This window comes from Ochrobactrum sp. BTU1 (assembly GCA_018798825.1).
Classification (GTDB): domain Bacteria; phylum Pseudomonadota; class Alphaproteobacteria; order Rhizobiales; family Rhizobiaceae; genus Brucella.
In genome coordinates, this window is record CP076354.1 from 274,146 (window position 1) to 291,902 (window position 17,757).

Sequence of the window (17,757 nt, forward strand, 5' to 3'; positions counted from 1 at the left end):
GGATAAAGCGTGAGCAATCCTAATTCGAAATCCGGAAACAATGGCGGATCGACGGCGCTTTTCATCCGCCGTCCGGTCTTTGCCTTCGTCATCAACGTTCTGATCATTGTCGCGGGTATGGCGGCCTTCACTGGCGTCGATATTCGTGAATTGCCCGATGTGGACCGTCCTGTCGTTACCATCAGTACTGATTTTAGTGGTGCTTCGGCGGAAACGATCGACCGACAGCTCACGCAGGTTCTCGAAAACGCGGTCGCCCGCGTATCGGGCGTTAAAACGATTTCTTCTTCTTCGTCTTTCGAGCGCAGCCGTGTCACAGTCGAGTTCAACGACGGTGTTGATCTCAATGTCGCTGCCGCCGACATGCGCGACGCGATTTCGCGTGTTGCCAACGACGTGCCGGAAGAAGCCGACCCGTCCCGCATCATCAAAGCCGACTCCAATGCCGATCCGGTAATGCGCCTCGCTGTCACCTCCGACACGATGGCCGTCGACGATATGACGGTGCTGGTGGAAGACCAGATCCAGGATGTCCTTTCAGCTGTTCCTGGCGTGGCCGATGTGCAGATCAATGGTGATCGCGACAAGATTTTCCGCATTGATATCAATCAGGCGCGCCTTGCAAGCTATGGCCTGACCATTGCGGATCTATCCAGCGCACTGTCTTCCATGGGGCTTGATGCGCCTGCAGGCTCGCTGCGCAGTTCAGATCAGTCAATTGTGGTTCGTGCAACGGCCAATCTTGAACGGCCTGAGGATTTTGAAAACGTCTATATCAAAGGCCGCACGCAAATCCGCGATGTGGCAACAGTAACGCTTGGTCCGGATGTGGAAAGCTCCGCTGTTCGTTCCAACGGGAAGACAGCAATCGGCCTGGGTATCGTGCGTCAGGCACAGTCGAATACGCTCGATATTTCCGAAGGCGTTCGCGCCGCTGTTGCAAATTTGAAGAACACCTTGCCACCGGGTGTGGACGTGACCGTCACCAGTGATGATGCCAGCTTCATCAATGGCGCTATCCATGAGGTTGAAATCGCGCTGATTGCTTCGGTCATTATCGTTGTCGTGATTATTTTCATGTTTCTGTGGGATATCCGCGCAACGCTTATCCCCGCTCTGGCCATGCCGGTCGCCCTTATCGGTACGATTGCCGCGATTTATCTGACGGGTTTCTCGGTCAATATTCTCACGCTGCTCGCGCTGGTGCTCGCCACAGGCCTTGTGGTGGATGACGCGATTGTCGTGCTCGAAAATATTGTCCGACGACGCAATCAGGGCATGGGGCCGCGTGCAGCAGCTGTGCTTGGCACACAGGAAGTGTTCTTTGCGGTTATCGCGACGACATTGACGCTGGTTGCCGTTTTCGTGCCGATTTCTTTCCTGCCGGGGCAGGCGGGTGGTCTGTTTCGCGAATTTGGTTTCGTGCTGGCGATTGCAATTCTGTTGTCATCGATTGTGGCACTGACGCTCTGTCCGATGCTTGCATCGCGCTTCCTCAAGGAAGGTGCGGAGGCTACGGAAGGCGGCGGTCACGGCCCGAAGTTCCTGCGCCGCATCGGCAGCGGTTTGGCGAATTTCTATCGCCGGAGCCTCCATGCCTGTCTTTCGGCTCCATATATCGTGGTGCTGGTGGCGGTGCTCTTCGCTGGCGCATCCTATGTCGGTTTCGGTATGCTCAGACAGGAACTGACGCCGACCGAAGATCGTGCTGTAGCGCTTCTTCGCATCAACGGCCCGCAAGGTATCAGCGTAGAATATCTTCAGTCGCAGCTCGACAGAATCGAAACCGCTATCCAGCCTTTGCGCGATAGCGGTGAGATCCAGACGACTTACGCAATTGCCGGTTCTGGTGGTTCTTCAAACAACGGCTTTGTCGTGCTGACACTTGCACCTTGGAAAGAACGCAGCCGCACGCAGCAGGAAATCATGGCCGACATCACCGCGCGCGTAAGCGGGATTACAGCGGTCCGCATTTTTACTGTTCAGCCAAATAGCCTTGGCATTCGCGGTGCAGGTAACGGCTTGCAGTTTGCCGTTCTTGGCAGTGATTACGCCAAGCTTCGTCCAGCGACGGATGCGATAGTTGCAGCGCTCGAAAAAGATCCGCGTTTTGTGCAGCCGCGCCTGTCAGTCGAGCCAACGCAACCGCAGCTTTCCGTCGAAATCAACCGCGAACGCGCGTCCGATCTCGGCATCGATATTACCGGTCTTGCCAATGCAGTTCAGTCTGTTCTTGATGGTCGCAAGATCGGCTCGGTTTACGTGGGCGACAGAAGCTTCGACGTGAAGCTTGTTTCGACCACCAACCCGATCAACGATCCGACCGATCTTGAAAACGTCTTCCTCAAGACGACTGACGGTCGCTATGTGCCGATGTCTTCGATTGCAACTGTCGTTGAAAAGGCTGTTCCGCCCCAGTTGAACCGTGAAGAGCGCCTGCGCTCGGTTGCAATCACGACCGACCTTCGCAGCGACTTTGCCTTGGGCGATGCCTATGCTGCAGCGTTGCAAATTGCTGCACCACTTCTGCCGCCCGGCGCGCATATCATTCCATTAGCAGAAGCCTCGACATTGAGCGAAACCTCAACGGGTATTGCACTCGTCTTCGGCTTTGCGATCATCATTATCATGCTGGTGCTTGCAGCTCAGTTTGAAAGCTTCATCAGTGCGCTGATCGTTATGGCGACGGTGCCTTTGGGCCTCGGCTGTGCTGTGTTTGCGATGATCCTCACCGGCACAAGCCTTAACGTCTATAGCCAGATCGGGCTTGTGCTACTGGTCGGCATCATGGCCAAGAACGGTATTCTGATCGTCGAATTTGCCGATCAGTTGCGCGATAAGGGCATGAATGTTCGTCAGGCCATCGAGGAAGCAGCCAATATCCGACTGCGTCCGGTCTGTATGACGATGATCTGTTCGGTTCTGGGTGGTGTGCCGCTGGTGCTGGCAAGCGGTGCGGGCGCAGAAGCGCGTGTCGCACTCGGCTGGGTTATCGTTGGCGGTCTTGGCCTTGCAACGATTGCCACGCTTTTCGTGACGCCGGTTGCCTATCTTCTGCTCGGACGCTTCACCAAGCCAAAGGTTGAAGAAGAAGCACGGCTTGAACGCGAGCTGGTCAGGGCTGTCGCTTTGGAAGAGAAGCTGAAATAAAGCACATCCCGAAAAGTGGGTACCGGTTTTCGGAACGTGATGTGCGGAAAAGGACTAGAGTATTTCTGGACAGAAATACTCGTTAAAAGCCCGGTCGTGAGACCGGGTTTTTCAGAGCATAATTCCTTAAACTTGGATCAGTTTAAGGTAAAATTATGCTCTGGTTTTAAAGAGACAGAGCGACCTTTGGGCGTCCAATAGGACGCCCGGCGCTCTAATTGCCTTGATTACTTTTTCATCGCGTCCGTTACCTTTGCGGACCATGCACCTTCCGGCTTCTTGGTAATGACAGGATCAGAGCCGCCCCCAAGCAAAGTTTCGACGGTGCGGTCGGCAGCAGCTACATCAAGCGTGCCGTCAGAACCGTCAATCAGCTTGGCGATTTCCTTCACCATGCGCTCCTGAACTTCCTGTGTCTGAGCACCGGAAGAGTCGTTTTCGAGAATGATCTCGGCGGCTTCATCAGGATGTTCTGACGCATATTGCCAGCCCTTCATCGAAGCGCGGACAAAGCGGGCAAGCTTGTCGACCATTGCAGGGTCTTCAAGGCTCTTATCGAGCACGTAGAGCCCGTCTTCAAGCGTGGCGACGCCTTGTTCTTCATAGGGGAACACGACGAGCTGATCCGCCGGAATACCGGCATCAATCACCTGCCAATATTCATTATAGGTCATGGTGGAAATGCAATCGGCCTGCTTCTGGATCAGCGGATCCACGTTAAAGCCCTGCTTGAGCACGGTCACGCCGTCCTTGCCGCCTTCGGTCGGGATTTTCAGATGACTCATCCACGACAGGAACGGATATTCATTGCCGCCGAACCAGACGCCAAGCGTGCGGCCCTTGAAGTCTTCCGGCTTGGTGATGTTGGTGTCCTTGCGGCAGGTCAGCATCATGCCGGATTTCTTGAATGGCTGCGCGATGTTAACGAGCGGAACGCCCTTTTCGCGGGTGGCGAGCGCAGACGGCATCCAGTCCACCACTACGTCAGCACCACCACCGGCGATCACCTGAGGTGGAGCCACATCCGGGCCACCCGGCTTGATGTCCACGTCGAGATTTTCGGCTTCATAAAAGCCTTTATCCTTGGCAACGTAGTAGCCCGCAAACTGTCCCTGCGTCACCCATTTGAGCTGCAAGGTCAGCTTGTCAGCTGCCATTGCCGAGCTGTTCATGAGCGCCAGTGCCAGTCCGGCTGTTCCAAGGCATAGAGAAATTGCCTTTTTCATTTCAGTTCTCCTCTGGTTAGGGCTCTGCCTTATTTTTGCAGATGCCGAATATTCAAGCTAATCCTCTCCTGTAAGAAGGGTGCCAGAATGTCATTCTGCGCTCGATCAGCGCGATCAGCCCATAAGAGAGCGACCCCGCAAGAGCGGCAACAAAGATTTCGGCCCAGACCATGTCCACATTCATGCGCCCGATTTCTGCTGAAATGCGAAAACCCATGCCGACAATCGGCGTGCCGAAAAACTCGGCCACAATGGCCCCGATCAGCGCCAGCGTTGAATTGATCTTGAGTGCATTGAAGATGAAAGGCATGGCTGCTGGCAGGCGCAGCTTAATGAGCGTTTGCCAGTAGTTAGAACCATAGGTCTGCATCAGATCGCGCTCCATCGAGCCGCTTGCCGCAAGTCCCGCAACCGTGTTCACGAGCATCGGGAAGAAGGTCATGATGATGACGACCGCTGCCTTTGACTGCCAGTCGAAGCCAAACCACATCACCATGATGGGAGCCACGCCGACAATCGGAAGGGCAGCAGCAAGGTTTCCAAGCGGCAGCAGGCCTTTGCGCAGGAACGGTATGCGATCAGCGATGATCGCCGTAATGAAACCCAGTCCGCAGCCCGCGATATAGCCGATGATGACGGCCTTCATGAAGGTCTGCTGGAAGTCGGCCCACAGGATCGGAACCGAACTCGTAATCCGCGCCCATATGACTGACGGGGCAGGCAAGAGCACCTGCGGCACGGCAAACAATCGAACGGTGACTTCCCAAAGGAGAAGCATCGCTATGCCGAAGAGGGCAGGGACGGCAATGTCCAGCAGCTTTTGGGCGTGTGGGTTGCGCGCCTTAAGGCTTGCCACCCAGCCCACAATTGCCCAGGAAACGGCAATCAGCGCGATAATGATTATGACGTTCATCATCATGCAGCTGCCCTTTCTGGTCGTGCACCCATACGTCGGTTGACGATGCGTGCGATCAGCCCGACAAGTGCAACAAGCAACCCCGCCATGATGGCTGCTGCGATGAGGGCGGCCCATATCTGAACCGTCTGCCCGTAATAAGAACCCGCCAGCAAACGCGCGCCAAGACCTGCAACCGCACCGGTTGGCAACTCGCCGACGATAGCCCCCACCAGACTGATAGCCACTGCAATCTGCATCGATGTGAACAGGAACGGCATAGCCGCAGGCCAGCGTAGTTTCCAGAACACCTGATTGCGCGATGCATTGTAAGTCCGCATCAGATCAAGATGCATCACATCGGGCGAGCGCAGGCCCTTGACCATGCCCACCGCAACGGGGAAGAAGGAGAGATAGGTCGATATGATGGCCTTTGGCAACAGGCCCGAAATACCAATCGCATTCAGCACCACAATAATCATCGGTGCGATGGCGAGGATGGGGATTGTCTGCGAGGTGATGATCCACGGCATCAGGCTTTTGTCGAGTGTGCGCGAATGTACAATGCCGACCGCGAGCAACACACCAAGCGCCGATCCCAGCACAAAACCGAGCAATGTCGATGAGAGCGTCACCCAGCCATGATAGACAAGGCTGCGCTTGGAGCTTGGTTTCACATCAAACACGGTTTTCCAGATTTCTTCCGCGACCTGATGCGGCGCAGGCAGGACCGGGCGATCCTGATGCATCGTATTGGCCGCAATTGTCGAGAATGAAATCTCGGTTCCGGCCCGCTCTGCCTGATCGCGCTCAAACGGCGCATTGAGGAACACAGCCAGCGCATACCATAGCCCAATGATGATGAGCAGAACGGTCGTTACCGGAATAAATTTGTCGTGAAAAAAGGCTCTCATGTCAGCCCCCTTTCATCTAATTTTTGCCCCCGCTGTTTAGTCGTGCCCCCTGATTTAATCATGCCCCTCGATTTAATCATGGATGTGCCCCAGCCGCAGGCCTTCGCGCACACGATGGGCGATTTTGAGAAACGCTTCCGATTCACGAATATCCAGTGTGCGATCCGGCCCGAGATCACAGTCGATGATTTCATGAATGCGGCCCGGGCGCGGGCTCATCACGACGATCTTGGTCGAAAGAAAAACGGCTTCCGGGATCGAGTGGGTTACAAAGATGACAGTCTTTTGCGTTGCGGCCCAGAGCTTGAGAAGCTGTTCGTTGAGGTGATCGCGAACGATCTCATCCAGTGCGCCGAACGGCTCGTCCATCAGCAGCATATCCGGATCGAATGACAGCGCACGGGCAATCGATGCTCGCTGCTGCATTCCACCGGAAAGCTGCCATGGAAACTTCTTGCCGAAGCCGGAAAGGTTCACCAGTGCAAGGTTCTTTTCGATCCGCGCTTTGCGATCGGCCGCGCTATATCCCATCACTTCCAGCGGCAGGCTGATATTTTCTTCAATGGTGCGCCACGGAAACAGTGCCGCCGCCTGAAAGACATAGCCGTAAGAGCGATCAAGCCGCGCCTGTTCAGGCGTCTTGCCGTTAACGGTTACAGAGCCGGATGTGGGCTGTTCAAGATCAGCCACCACACGCATCAAGGTGGTTTTGCCGCAACCAGACGGACCAATGAAAGAAACAAACTCGCCACGTTGAATGGCGAGATTGATGTCGGACAGGGCATGAACCGGACCGTCATTGGTTTCAAACACCAGCGACAGGTCTTTAATGTCGATGACTGTCTCAGCAGTCTTCAGGCCCCTTTCCGGGGCAACGCTGTTTTCTGAATTCATGCGCATTTCCCGAAATTGAGCCAGAGCCATGGTTCAGACCCCTATCGGCATATGTTCGGCGCTGCGTTCCACTTTGCGTGGCGCGACGATTTCTTTCCACTGCGACAGGGCCCGGTTGACCGCGCCGTTAGGCTCGCGTTCAATGAAACGTCCATCACCCGGCTGCGCCGTCACATGCCCCTTGTCGAAAGCAAGACGACCGCGCGAGAATGTCTTGACCGGCAGCCCTTTCAGCTCAAATCCTTCAAAGACATTGTAATCAATGGAAGAGTGCTGCGTCTTGGCGGAGACCTTCTTGGTCGCCTCCGGGTCCCAGATGATGATATCGGCATCAGCACCCGGCAGGATCGCACCCTTTCGCGGATAGATATTGAGGATCTTCGCAATATTAGTTGAGGTGACAGCCACGAATTCATTGGGAGTGAGACGACCAGTCCGAACACCACGCGTCCAGAGCACAGGCAACCGTTCTTCAAGCCCGCCCGTACCATTCGGAATCTTGGTGAAATTGCCGATACCATGGCGCTTTTGTTCGGATGTGAAGGCGCAATGATCGGTTGCAACACATTGCAGACTGCCTGCAGCTAAGCCTGCCCAGAGACTATCCTGATTGACCTTGTCGCGGAATGGCGGCGACATCACGCGGCGCGCAGCATAATCCCAGTCGCGATTGTGATACTCACTTTCATCGAGCGTCAAATGCTGGATGAGCGGCTCGCCATAAACGCGCATCCCTTTCTGGCGTGCGCGGCGGATTGCTTCATGCGCCTGCTCGCAGGATGTGTGCACCACATAAAGCGGCACACCGGCCTGATCGGCAATCATGATGGCGCGGTTGGTTGCTTCGCCTTCCACTTCCGGCGGGCGTGAATAGGCGTGCGCCTCCGGTCCGTCATTGCCAGCGGCCAGCAGCTTTGCCTGCAATTGCGCAACGATGTCGCCGTTTTCTGCATGAACAAGCGGCATAGCACCAAGCTCAGCGCAGCGCTGGAACGATGCGAACATCTCGTCATCATTGACCATCAACGCGCCCTTATAGGCCATGAAGTGCTTGAAGGTGTTGATGCCGCGTTTCACCACTTCCGGCATTTCATTGAAAGCGCGTTCGCTCCAGCCGGTGATCGCCATATGGAAAGAATAGTCGGTGCGGGCCTTGCCTGCCTTCTGGAACCATTCCTGCAACGCGTCGAGCAGATTGCCTTCCGGTCCGGGCAGCACGAAATCCACAACCATCGTCGTGCCGCCTGCAAGCGCTGCAGCGGTGCCGGTGTCGAAATCGTCGGATGAATAGGTGCCCATGAAGGGCATCTGCAAATGCGTATGCGGATCGATGCCGCCGGGCATGATGTAACAGCCCGAAGCGTCGATGGTTTCATCGCCGGTCAGATTATCGCCCACGGCAACAATCTTCTCGCCTTCGATGAGAACGTCGGCTTTAAAGGTGCGGTCTGCCGTAATGACGGTGCCGCCTTTGATAACCTTATTTGCCCCAGAACTAACCATGTTCGCGTTCCCCTTTTTGGTTTTGTTTCGAACATTAAGCAGTATTGGATGGGCTGAAAACTAACTTACAATTTCAGCAGTCTCCAATACGGCATGAAGAAGCACATCAGCGCCAGCCGATGCCCATTCTTTGGAAATATCTTCGTCTTCGTTGTGGCTGAGACCATCCACGCATGGACACATGACCATGGCGGTAGGCGCTACACGATTGATCCAGCAGGCGTCGTGACCGGCGCCTGAAACGATGTTGCGATGGCTGTAACCAAGCCGTTCGGCTGCATTGCGAATAGCCGTGACGCAGCCCTCGTCGAAAGTGACGGGATCGAAATGTCCGGCCACTTCGATTTCAATCCCGATGCCAAGTTCTTCAGCGATTTTTGGCGCTTCAGTTTCAAATCGCACTTTCATTGCATCGAGGGTTTTTTGATCCGGCGAACGGAAATCGACGGTGAATACGATTTGGCCTGGAAGCACATTGCGTGAGTTTGGCGAGACTTCAATATGGCCCACGCCGCCAACAGCATCAGGCTGATGCGACATGGCGATCTCGTTGACGAGCTGCAGCATCTTGCCCAGCCCTACGCTTGCATTCTTGCGCATCTTCATAGGCGTCGAGCCAGTATGCGCTTCCTTGCCGGTTAATGTTACCTGCAACCACCACAGTCCCTGACCATGGGTGACAACGCCAATGTCCTTGTTCTCAATCTCAAGAATCGGGCCTTGTTCGATGTGCAGCTCGAACATGGAATGAATTTTGCGCTTGCCGACCGGTTCGTCGCCCTTCCAGCCAATACGCTCCAGCTCATCAATGAATTTCTTGCCTTTGGCGTCGGTGCGTTCATAGGCCCAATCCTGTTCATGCACACCGGCGAAAACGCCGGAAGCGAGCATTGCAGGCGCAAAACGCGTGCCTTCTTCATTGGTCCAATTGACCACGACGATAGGGCGCTTTGTCTTGATATTGGTGTCGTTCAATGTGCGCATGACTTCAAGTCCGCCAAGCACACCGAGCACGCCGTCATATTTGCCGCCTGTCGGCTGCGTGTCGAGATGGCTGCCCATGTAAACCGGATCAGCATCCGCATCTTTGCCGGGGCGAAGGAAGAACATATTGCCCATCGTGTCGACGGTCATCGACAATCCGGCTTTTTCACACCACGACTGGAAAAGCTGGCGGCCTTCGCTGTCTTCATCGGTCAGCGTCTGGCGGTTATTGCCGCCACGAATACCAGGGCCAATTTTGGCCATATCCATCAAGCTGTCCCATAGCCGATCACCATCGACCTTGAGATTGCTGAAACTGGGATTGCTGCTGAGCGCCATATGCTCTGCCTCCACATTTCAAGCATGCATAAGCTGTGGCATTGCTGCCAGCGCTTCGCATGTTATGTTGTTCCCGCGACCCGGCTCTTTGGCCTCAATCTTCTTGCAGTATTTGCAAAAACTTGACTAGTTGGTCAAAATGCAGGCTAGAAGAGCGTTCGACAACGGTCAAGCGGTTTTAAGAAATTTTGCTTCGTCAGAAGGTGTTAAATGGTCACAGATGCGACAGCTCCCGCCGAAGCAGGTGCAAACGAGAAGGCGGAAGGTGCGACGCGCATACAGGCGATCAACCGCAGGCTTATTCTGGATGCAGCGCTTGATGTCTTTTCCGCCTATGGCTTTCGTGGTTCGACAGTCGATCAGATCGCCGAAAAGGCAGGGATGTCGAAGCCAAACCTGCTTTATTATTTTCCGCGCAAACAGAATATCTATGTGACGGTTCTTGAAGAGACACTCACAGAATGGCTTGGCCCGTTTGAGAGCATCAACCCGCAAGGTGATCCGCTTGAGGAGTTGCGAAACTATATCGCGCAAAAGCTTGAGCTTTCGGCCAAACGGCCAGAAGCATCGCGGCTGTTTGCCAATGAAATTCTGCATGGCGCACCGGCAATTACCGAGTTTCTGAAAGGCCATCTGAAAGATCTGGTCGATGAAAAAGCGCGGGTCATTCATCGCTGGATTGAGGAGAAGCGCATTGCGCCGATTGATCCCTATCACCTGATTTTCACGATCTGGGCGGTGACGCAGCATTATTCCGACTTCTCGGTTCAGGTCGCAGCCATACTTGGCAAACGCACGGAAGAACCGGATTTTTACGAGCAGACGGCACGCTCCATTGCGGCAATCATTCTTGACGGTGTGCGTGTTCGCGACGATGTTTCGTCATCATGAAAACGATTCTTATTGCAGCAGCCATTGTCCGTGATGAAGCGGGCCGTTTCCTCCTCGTGCGCAAGCGCGGCAGCGAGATTTTTTTCCAGCCCGGTGGCAAGATTGATGCAGGCGAAGCGCCTGAAATAGCCCTAATCCGCGAGATCAAAGAAGAGCTTGGCATTCGCATTGACGAAAGCCAGTTAAGCTATGCTGCGAAAATGTCAGCGCCTGCAGCCAATGAACTTGATTCCACGGTTGAAGCCGAGCTGTTTCATCTCACTCTGAAAGAAGGGCAGGTGCCTGCCGCTTCCAGTGAGATTGAAGAGCTGATCTGGCTCAAGGCTGGTGATCAAAGCCGCCCCGTTGCCCTGCTTTCGCAGAGCATTCAGGCGCGGTTTTCGGATGCAGTTTAAGCGCTCTCGACGCGATTTCCTTCGCCATCGAACAGATGGAGATGCTGTGCCGGGAAGCTCACCTGAACAGAACCCTGCGCATGAAGAGCATCGCGATCCAGCGTGAAAATCTTGAACGGCAATCCGTGGAGGCTGAGATGCAGGATAATGCCGAAACCGGTCGGCTCGACCAGATCGACATCAGCCGTCAGGCTTGCTGAATTCTCGATATGCACATGCTCTGGACGAATGCCTAGCGTGGCGTTCGCGCCGTCCTTGAGTTTTACCGGCTGCGGCAGCGCGATGAGCGTGCCGTCTTTGAGCTTCAGACGCGGGCCACCATCCTTTTCAAGATAGGTAACTTCGAGAAAATTCATGGCGGGTGAGCCGATGAAACCTGCCACGAAGAGATTGGCCGGGCGGTCATAAAGCTCCAGTGGAGAGCCGACCTGTTGCACCACACCACCATGCATGGCGACGATACGGTCGGCCAGAGTCATGGCTTCGATCTGGTCATGTGTCACATAGATGGATGTGGCTTTCAGCTCACCATGCAGCTTCTTGATTTCAGCACGCATCTGCTCGCGCAGGCGGGCATCGAGGTTGGAAAGCGGCTCGTCAAAGAGGAAGGCCTTGGGCTGACGCACAATGGCGCGGCCCATGGCAACACGTTGACGCTGGCCGCCTGAAAGCGCCTTCGGGCGACGTTCCAGCAAAGGATCTAGCCCAAGTTTGGCGGCGGTCGATTTGATGGCGCTTGCAATCTTTTCTTTAGGCGTTTTGCGCAGCCGCATACTGTAGCTCATATTGTCGGCGACACTCATATGCGGGTAGAGCGCATAGGACTGAAACACCATAGCAATATCGCGGTCTTTGGGTGCCAGTTCATTGACGCGCTTGCCACTGATTTGCACCTGGCCGGCGGTGATGTCTTCAAGGCCCGCAATCATGCGCAGCAATGTGGATTTGCCACAGCCTGACGGGCCGACCAGCACAATGAATTCGCCATCCTTGATCTCAAGATCAACGCCGTGCAGAACAGCATGTTCGCCATAGCTCTTGCGGACTGACTGAATATCGATGGAAGCCATAGGGAAAAATCCTTTCAGCCTTTGACCGCGCCAGCCGTGAGGCCCTGCACGAGATATCGTTGAATGAGGAAGAAGAAGAGACAGGCCGGGATCAGCGCGAGCACGCCCGCTGCCATCATCTGTCCGAAATCGACCGAGAATTTTGAGACGAAGCTCAAAAGCCCGACCGGGAACGTGGCTGAATCATTGCCGGAAATCAGCATCAGCGCGAACAGAAGCTCGCTCCACGCTGCGGTGAAAACAAAGCCTAGCGTTGCTGCAATGCCGGGCAGAGTCAGCGGCAGAATGATCTGGCGAAAAGCCATGAACTGCGTTGCGCCGTCGATCTTTGCGGCTTCTTCGAGGTCCTTCGGAATGCCGTCGAAGAACGACTGCATCAGGAAGGTGGCAAAAGGCACATTGAATGCCGAATAGACGATGATAAGGCCGATCAGGCTATTGGTGAGACCGAGCGGTGCCATGATTTTGTAGATCGGCGCGATCAGCATCACGAGCGGAAACATCTGCGTCAGCAGCATCAGCGCCACAATCCAGTATTTGGCGCGGAAGTTGAAACGTGACAGCGCATAGCCTGACAGCGATGCCAGCAACGTAACAATAATGGCAGTTGAGCCGGACACGATCAGGCTGTTGCGGAAAAACAGCGGAAACGAGCTGTTATTCAACACATGGCTGAAATGATCGAACGTCATACGCGATGGCCATAGTCGCACGCCTTCGCTGTAAAGCAGATCATTGGGTGTGACGGAAACCTTCACCAGCCAGAAAATCGGAAACAGTGCAAACAGGACGAATAGCAGAATGGCAATGCGGTGCGCGCCAACAAGGAGGATTTTACGGTTGGTCATGGCCTCAATCCTTGTTCAGAAGCGTCTGGCGCAACAGCACGATGAGCATCGAATAGACCATCAGCAGCACAAGCAAGACCATCGCAATCGCCGAAGCATAGCCGAAATCAAGCCGTTTGAAGGCCTGCGTGAAAATATAGCTGGCGACGATTTGGGTCCGGTCGGCAGGACCGCCGCCGGTCATCACGACAATCAGATCGGCACTGTTGGCAATCCAGACGGTGCGCAGCAAAATGGTGATAGCCATGGTTGGCGCAAGGTAGGGAAGAGTGATTGAGAGAAAACGCTGGAAGGGGCCAGCACCATCGATCGCTGCTGCTTCATAAAGGTCGCGCGGGATAGCCTGCAAGGCGGCCAGCATGGTGATGGCAAAGAACGGAATACCCCACCACACACCGGCGGTAATGATGCCCCACATGGCCAGATTAGGGTCGGACAGGATGTTGTCTGGTGCGCTCAGAATACCGATTGCATGTAGCCAATGCGGCAGCGGGCCGATAACCGGATTAAAAAGCCATGCAAAGTTAAGACCTGTGAGGAAAGTCGGCACAGCCCATGGCAGGAAGATCAACGCCTGTGCCAGCCCACGTCCGGCGAATGGCTTGTCGAGCAACAGGGCGAGAATAAGCCCGAACACGAATTGCAGCAGCACCGAGCAACCGGTCCACCAGAGTGTATTTTTTAAGGAACGATAGAAAGCCTGATCGGTCGCAAGTTCGCGGAAATGATCAAGCCCCACATAGCCACCCGAAAACGGGTTGAGCAACTGAATGTCGCGAAAGGCATAGGAGACGCCGAGGATCAGCGGAACCAGCATGACGGCGCCGATGAGGATCAGTGCGGGGGCACTGTAGAGATAAGGTTCGGAGGCGTGCGCAAGTCGCTGCAGAAAACTGCGGCGATCCTGCTTTGGCACGTCGTTGCGCACCGGGGCCTTTATGGAAGCGGTGTCGTTCATCATTTTTCCCTTCGCGGGGCTGCATCATTCGCTTTGCAGGCGTGGCTGTTCCACGCCTGCAAGCTGTTCATGTTGCTATTGCTTTGAAAGGTGCTTCTGCTGTGCCTTGGTCAGATATTCTGCCCACTGGTCGGCCAGCTGATCTGGCGTGATGTCGCCGAGAAGCGCTTCCTGCGAGGTCTTGATGACGAGCGAATCCTTGAAGAATGCAAATTCTTCCAGATAGGTCGGCATGACGGTTGGAACGACGTTCTTGTCAGCCAGTTCATCGAACCAGCCCTTGAACTGCTCGCCGCTATAGAACGGATCGTTCTGAGCGGATTTGAGAACCGGCAAGGCACCGGTGCGCTTGTTCCATTCGATGTTGCCTTCCGGGCCTTCAAGCATCGAGATCAGCTTCCAGGAGAGGTCCTTGTTCTGGCTGCCGCTCATCATCGACCAGCCGGCAAAGCCGATGGTTGGGAAGGTCTTGCCAGCCGGGCCCTTTGGCATGATGGCAACGCCGAAATCTTCCGGCTTCATGCGTTCGGCAATGGCGATCAGCGCATCCGGGTCTTGGTTGAGGAAGGCGCAGGTGCCGCTATAGAAACCGGCAACGGTTTCGTTGAAGCCCCAGTTGACGCTGTCCTTCGGTGCAAGGCCGTTCTTGTAGAGATCGACCATCCAGGTGATGCCCTTTTTCCAACCTTCGCTGTTCATGGTCGAGGTGCCGTCTTCGTTGAAGAACTTATTGTCACCGGCCATGGATGCAGCAAAAATCACCCAGCCATTGAGGCCGCCGGGGCCACCACGCATACAGAACCCGGACTTGCCGGGAAGAGCGGCAATCTTCTTGGAGGCTTCGACAAATTCGTCCATCGTCTTCGGTGGCTCGGACACACCAGCCTCAGACAGCAGCTTCTTGTTGTAGAACATGGCGTTCAGATAGAAGCCGTAAGGCAGCGTATAGGCTGTGTTCTTGACGCTGCGGCCAAGTTCAAGCGCGCGCTCGGTCAGGTCTGGTGTGGTTTCCCACTTTTCAAGATATGGCTCGAGGCTTTCCAGCATCCCGTTATTGGCATAGAGCGAAACCCAGGTGTCTGGCATTTCCATGACGTCAGGAATTTCACCAGCCGAAACCATGGTTGCGAATTTCTGGAAGGATTCGCCCCATGGCAGCGAGATGATCTCAACCTTGGTGCCCGGATTGGCTGCCTCAAACTTGGCAACGATGGATTCAAGCGTCTTGGTGCGCTCCGGGCTGGTAATGACTTCAACAAGCTTTAGAGTGGTATCGGCAAGTGCCGTACCGCTCAAAAGCATGGTTGCGAATGCGGCTGCTATTAGTTTTTTCATTGCAGTTCCCCTTATTGCTCCTCACTAGATTTTCGTTATTCGGTCGATGCTGTGAGCGCTCCTTCAATATCCCGCCACAGCGCTTCCGTTCCTTCCAGTCCGACATGCAGACGCACGGAGTGCGGGTCGATGCCGAACGTATGTGCTGAATTTGGCTGTGCTTTCTGCTGCAGCACGACTTCGCCTGGCACGATCAGGCTTTCATGTCCGCCCCAGCTCACGCCGAGCTTGAACAAATCGAGATGATTGCAGAATTCGCGAATGTTCACGCCTTCCCGGAAGATGACCGAGAACAGACCGGACGTACCCTTGAGGCCCGCAGGCAGACGATTGGCAAGTGCCGGGTGGCAGACGGTCTCAACCACATCCAGCGCCTGAAGACGCTTTGCAATTTCCAGTGCCGAAGCCTCATGCGCCTTCATGCGCGTCGGCAAGGTGCGCATACCACGTACCAGAAGCCACGCATCAAATGGTGAAAGCTTGCCGCCGAGATATGGATAGGTTTCTGCGCGGATTGCATTGATCAGCTCTTTCGAGCCGGTCACGACGCCGGCGACGACATCACTATGGCCGCCAAGATATTTCGATGCCGAATGCACGACAAGGTCAACGCCAAGCGACAGCGGGCGCTGGAAGATCGGGCTGGCCCAGCTGTTATCGATGATGCTCAACACGCCATGCTGCTTGGCAATGGTTGCCAAGGCGCCGACATCATGGGCTTCCATAACCCAGCTCGTCGGGCTTTCCATATAGAAGAGCTTTGCACCGGGCAGGGCTTTTGCGACCGCTTCCTCGTCGCGGCCGTCGACGTAGTCTACCTGCACCTGCATGCGCTTCATAATGGTGCCGAACAGGCGGAACGCATCTGGATAGACATGGCGCACGGCAACAATGCGATCACCCGGCTTAACAAATGCCAGAACACTTGAAGAAATCGCAGCCATGCCGCTGGCAAACCCCAGCGCGTCTTCGCCGCCTTCAAGCTTTGCCAGCATTTCTTCAAATGCCCGCACGGTCGGGTTCAGGCCGCGCGTATAGATCGGGCGAACCTTTTCGCCGCGGTAGGAGGCGACCATGTCGTCATAGCTTGGGAAGGTGAAAAGCGAAGTCTGCACGATGGGCGGAACCACGGCGTCGTATGCATTGCCTTCATCATGGGCAACCGTAAGCGCTGCGAAATCCAGCGGATCCATCCCGTCGGTCATTTGGACATTTCCTTGATGTCTTCCTCGACAATGTCGAGGATCTTGAGTGTTTCCTGCCGAGCGGCTTCAGGGTCCTGAGCCACGATGGCGTTAAAGAGCGTGCGGTGAAACGGAAAGGTTCGCCGCGCGAAGTCGATCCGCTCGAACGGATGATCCCAGAAGTGCAAGAAGGCTTCGCGCATCTGTTCGAGCAATTGTCTGAAAAGCGGATTATGGGTCGCGTCGTAAATGGCCAGGTGAAACGCCAGATCTTCCGGGCCAGACGTGCCTTCCGCGATATGAACGCGCTCCATCTCATTGAGATTGCGTTCGATGATGACGAGGTCTTCAGCCGTGCGTTTGCGGGCGGCGACCATGCTGGCTTCGGCTTCGATGCCACGGCGTACTTCAAGCGATTGCAGCAAAGCATCACGCAATTGCGCAGGATCGAATGAAAGCGGCATATGAATGGTTGCCGCCGAAACGGGCTTGAGCAGATAGGTGCCGCTGCCTTTGCGGGCTTCGATCACACCCAGCGCCTGAAAGTGTCGGATTGCTTCGCGAATGGTGGAGCGCCCCACGGCCAGCGCGGTCATCAATTCACGTTCGGCGGGAAGGCGATCTCCGGCCTGAAGCTGAGCGGTCTGGATATAGGTTGCGAGCGCATCCGTTACCTGCCGGGCGCGATCCATCGGCGGTAGTGGTGCAATCTGCAGCAGCCTGCGATCTTTCATTCCGCCATCTCCCACTGGCTTCGTGCATCGGAATTTGCCGCATTGCTCTGAGTTTTCATTTTTCAGTTATGCGGCAGTTCGAATGACGTCAGGCCGCATCCCCTTATTGGTTCTAAAATTGGTCTGACATCATACTAATATCGACGGGAAATCGGCGTTGTCAAGCGGGTGATGATTAAGGTTTTTACGGGATAGTGGTCGGGGTTTGTGAATTATCCTATTGATATTAAATGCAGAATTTCTGCACCGTCCTGCTTTTATGCCCAGGTAAATGATCTATTTGTGCGTGAATATGCTGTTTGCATGTGTATGCTTTTCCGATTGCGCTTCGGCAAACTTGCTCCTATCAATCGCGAGAAGAGGCGGCGCGTCCCAAAAAGTGCGAAGCAGTTTTTGGATAAGGCGCGCTGAAAAAGGCAGAGCGTCCCAAAAAGTGC

Annotated in this window: 15 protein-coding genes; 3 read left to right on the top strand and 12 right to left on the bottom strand. The window is 55.0% G+C overall.

Translation table 11 applies throughout. From position 1 onward, the window contains the following. Nucleotides 1-9: 9 nt before the first annotated feature. Entirely contained in the window at nt 10-3,150 is a 3,141-nt protein-coding gene (locus KMS41_01265; GenBank protein ID QWK77904.1) for an efflux RND transporter permease subunit, read from the top strand. Between the two features lie 227 nt (nt 3,151-3,377). Here KMS41_01265 and KMS41_01270 read toward each other — a convergent pair whose 3' ends face one another. From KMS41_01270 to KMS41_01295, 6 genes are all read right to left on the bottom strand, one after another. Continuing rightward, entirely contained in the window at nt 3,378-4,376 is a 999-nt protein-coding gene (locus tag KMS41_01270; protein QWK77905.1) for an ABC transporter substrate-binding protein, read from the bottom strand. Nucleotides 4,377-4,428: 52 nt separating this feature from the next. Continuing rightward, entirely contained in the window at nt 4,429-5,295 is an 867-nt protein-coding gene (locus KMS41_01275) for an ABC transporter permease (GenBank protein ID QWK77906.1), read from the bottom strand. Beyond that, on the bottom strand, nt 5,292-6,185 hold the full coding sequence (locus tag KMS41_01280; GenBank protein ID QWK77907.1) for an ABC transporter permease: 894 nt from the start codon (nt 6,183-6,185) through the stop codon (nt 5,292-5,294). Before KMS41_01280 ends, KMS41_01275 begins: the two co-directional genes overlap by 4 nt. A 72-nt stretch (nt 6,186-6,257) precedes the next feature. Next, a complete protein-coding gene (locus tag KMS41_01285) occupies nt 6,258-7,079 on the bottom strand; it encodes an ABC transporter ATP-binding protein (protein QWK77908.1) in 822 nt (273 codons plus the stop codon). Between the two features lie 33 nt (nt 7,080-7,112). Next, a complete protein-coding gene (gene hydA / locus KMS41_01290; protein ID QWK77909.1) occupies nt 7,113-8,582 on the bottom strand; it encodes a dihydropyrimidinase in 1,470 nt (489 codons plus the stop codon). A 60-nt stretch (nt 8,583-8,642) separates the two neighbouring features. Beyond that, nucleotides 8,643-9,905, bottom strand: coding sequence for a Zn-dependent hydrolase (locus KMS41_01295; GenBank protein ID QWK77910.1), 1,263 nt, complete (start codon nt 9,903-9,905; stop codon nt 8,643-8,645). A gap of 210 nt (nt 9,906-10,115) precedes the next feature. Between KMS41_01295 and KMS41_01300 the strand changes: the two genes are divergently transcribed. Both KMS41_01300 and KMS41_01305 read left to right on the top strand, forming a co-directional pair. Beyond that, entirely contained in the window at nt 10,116-10,796 is a 681-nt protein-coding gene (locus KMS41_01300; protein ID QWK77911.1) for a TetR family transcriptional regulator C-terminal domain-containing protein, read from the top strand. Next, on the top strand, nt 10,793-11,191 hold the full coding sequence (locus KMS41_01305) for an NUDIX domain-containing protein (protein ID QWK77912.1): 399 nt from the start codon (nt 10,793-10,795) through the stop codon (nt 11,189-11,191). The genes KMS41_01300 and KMS41_01305 overlap by 4 nt, the downstream gene beginning before the upstream one ends. Here the strand turns inward: KMS41_01305 and ugpC are convergent. From ugpC to KMS41_01335, 6 genes are all read right to left on the bottom strand, one after another. Then, on the bottom strand, nt 11,188-12,261 hold the full coding sequence (gene ugpC, locus KMS41_01310) for a sn-glycerol-3-phosphate ABC transporter ATP-binding protein UgpC (GenBank protein ID QWK77913.1): 1,074 nt from the start codon (nt 12,259-12,261) through the stop codon (nt 11,188-11,190). The two genes, KMS41_01305 and ugpC, sit on opposite strands and share 4 nt — an antisense overlap. A 14-nt stretch (nt 12,262-12,275) precedes the next feature. Next, nucleotides 12,276-13,109, bottom strand: coding sequence for a carbohydrate ABC transporter permease (locus KMS41_01315; protein ID QWK77914.1), 834 nt, complete (start codon nt 13,107-13,109; stop codon nt 12,276-12,278). A 4-nt stretch (nt 13,110-13,113) separates the two neighbouring features. Beyond that, nucleotides 13,114-14,067 carry a sugar ABC transporter permease gene (locus KMS41_01320; protein ID QWK78734.1) on the bottom strand — a complete coding sequence of 318 codons (954 nt, stop codon included), beginning with the start codon at nt 14,065-14,067 and terminating at the stop codon, nt 13,114-13,116. 75 nt (nt 14,068-14,142) lie between these two features. Continuing rightward, nucleotides 14,143-15,402, bottom strand: a complete 1,260-nt coding sequence (locus tag KMS41_01325; GenBank protein QWK77915.1) for a sugar ABC transporter substrate-binding protein — start codon at nt 15,400-15,402, stop codon at nt 14,143-14,145. A 35-nt stretch (nt 15,403-15,437) separates the two neighbouring features. Next, complete coding sequence (locus KMS41_01330) at nt 15,438-16,607, bottom strand: PLP-dependent transferase (GenBank protein ID QWK77916.1); 1,170 nt, start codon at nt 16,605-16,607, stop codon at nt 15,438-15,440. After that, nucleotides 16,604-17,320 (bottom strand): FadR family transcriptional regulator, encoded by a 717-nt coding sequence (locus tag KMS41_01335; GenBank protein ID QWK77917.1) that lies wholly within the window; start codon nt 17,318-17,320, stop codon nt 16,604-16,606. Before KMS41_01335 ends, KMS41_01330 begins: the two co-directional genes overlap by 4 nt. Between the last annotated feature and the right edge of the window lie 437 nt (nt 17,321-17,757).

Coding starts and splice junctions, on each gene's coding strand:
- ugpC (QWK77913.1), bottom strand. CDS start 12,261: ATGGCTTCCATCGATATTCAGTCAGTCCGCAAGAGCTATGGCGAACAT.
- KMS41_01270 (QWK77905.1), bottom strand. CDS start 4,376: ATGAAAAAGGCAATTTCTCTATGCCTTGGAACAGCCGGACTGGCACTG.
- KMS41_01295 (QWK77910.1), bottom strand. CDS start 9,905: ATGGCGCTCAGCAGCAATCCCAGTTTCAGCAATCTCAAGGTCGATGGT.
- KMS41_01275 (QWK77906.1), bottom strand. CDS start 5,295: ATGATGATGAACGTCATAATCATTATCGCGCTGATTGCCGTTTCCTGG.
- KMS41_01320 (QWK78734.1), bottom strand. CDS start 14,067: ATGAACGACACCGCTTCCATAAAGGCCCCGGTGCGCAACGACGTGCCA.
- KMS41_01330 (QWK77916.1), bottom strand. CDS start 16,607: ATGACCGACGGGATGGATCCGCTGGATTTCGCAGCGCTTACGGTTGCC.
- KMS41_01335 (QWK77917.1), bottom strand. CDS start 17,320: ATGAAAGATCGCAGGCTGCTGCAGATTGCACCACTACCGCCGATGGAT.
- hydA (QWK77909.1), bottom strand. CDS start 8,582: ATGGTTAGTTCTGGGGCAAATAAGGTTATCAAAGGCGGCACCGTCATT.
- KMS41_01280 (QWK77907.1), bottom strand. CDS start 6,185: ATGAGAGCCTTTTTTCACGACAAATTTATTCCGGTAACGACCGTTCTG.
- KMS41_01305 (QWK77912.1), top strand. CDS start 10,793: ATGAAAACGATTCTTATTGCAGCAGCCATTGTCCGTGATGAAGCGGGC.
- KMS41_01300 (QWK77911.1), top strand. CDS start 10,116: ATGGTCACAGATGCGACAGCTCCCGCCGAAGCAGGTGCAAACGAGAAG.
- KMS41_01315 (QWK77914.1), bottom strand. CDS start 13,109: ATGACCAACCGTAAAATCCTCCTTGTTGGCGCGCACCGCATTGCCATT.
- KMS41_01285 (QWK77908.1), bottom strand. CDS start 7,079: ATGAATTCAGAAAACAGCGTTGCCCCGGAAAGGGGCCTGAAGACTGCT.
- KMS41_01325 (QWK77915.1), bottom strand. CDS start 15,402: ATGAAAAAACTAATAGCAGCCGCATTCGCAACCATGCTTTTGAGCGGT.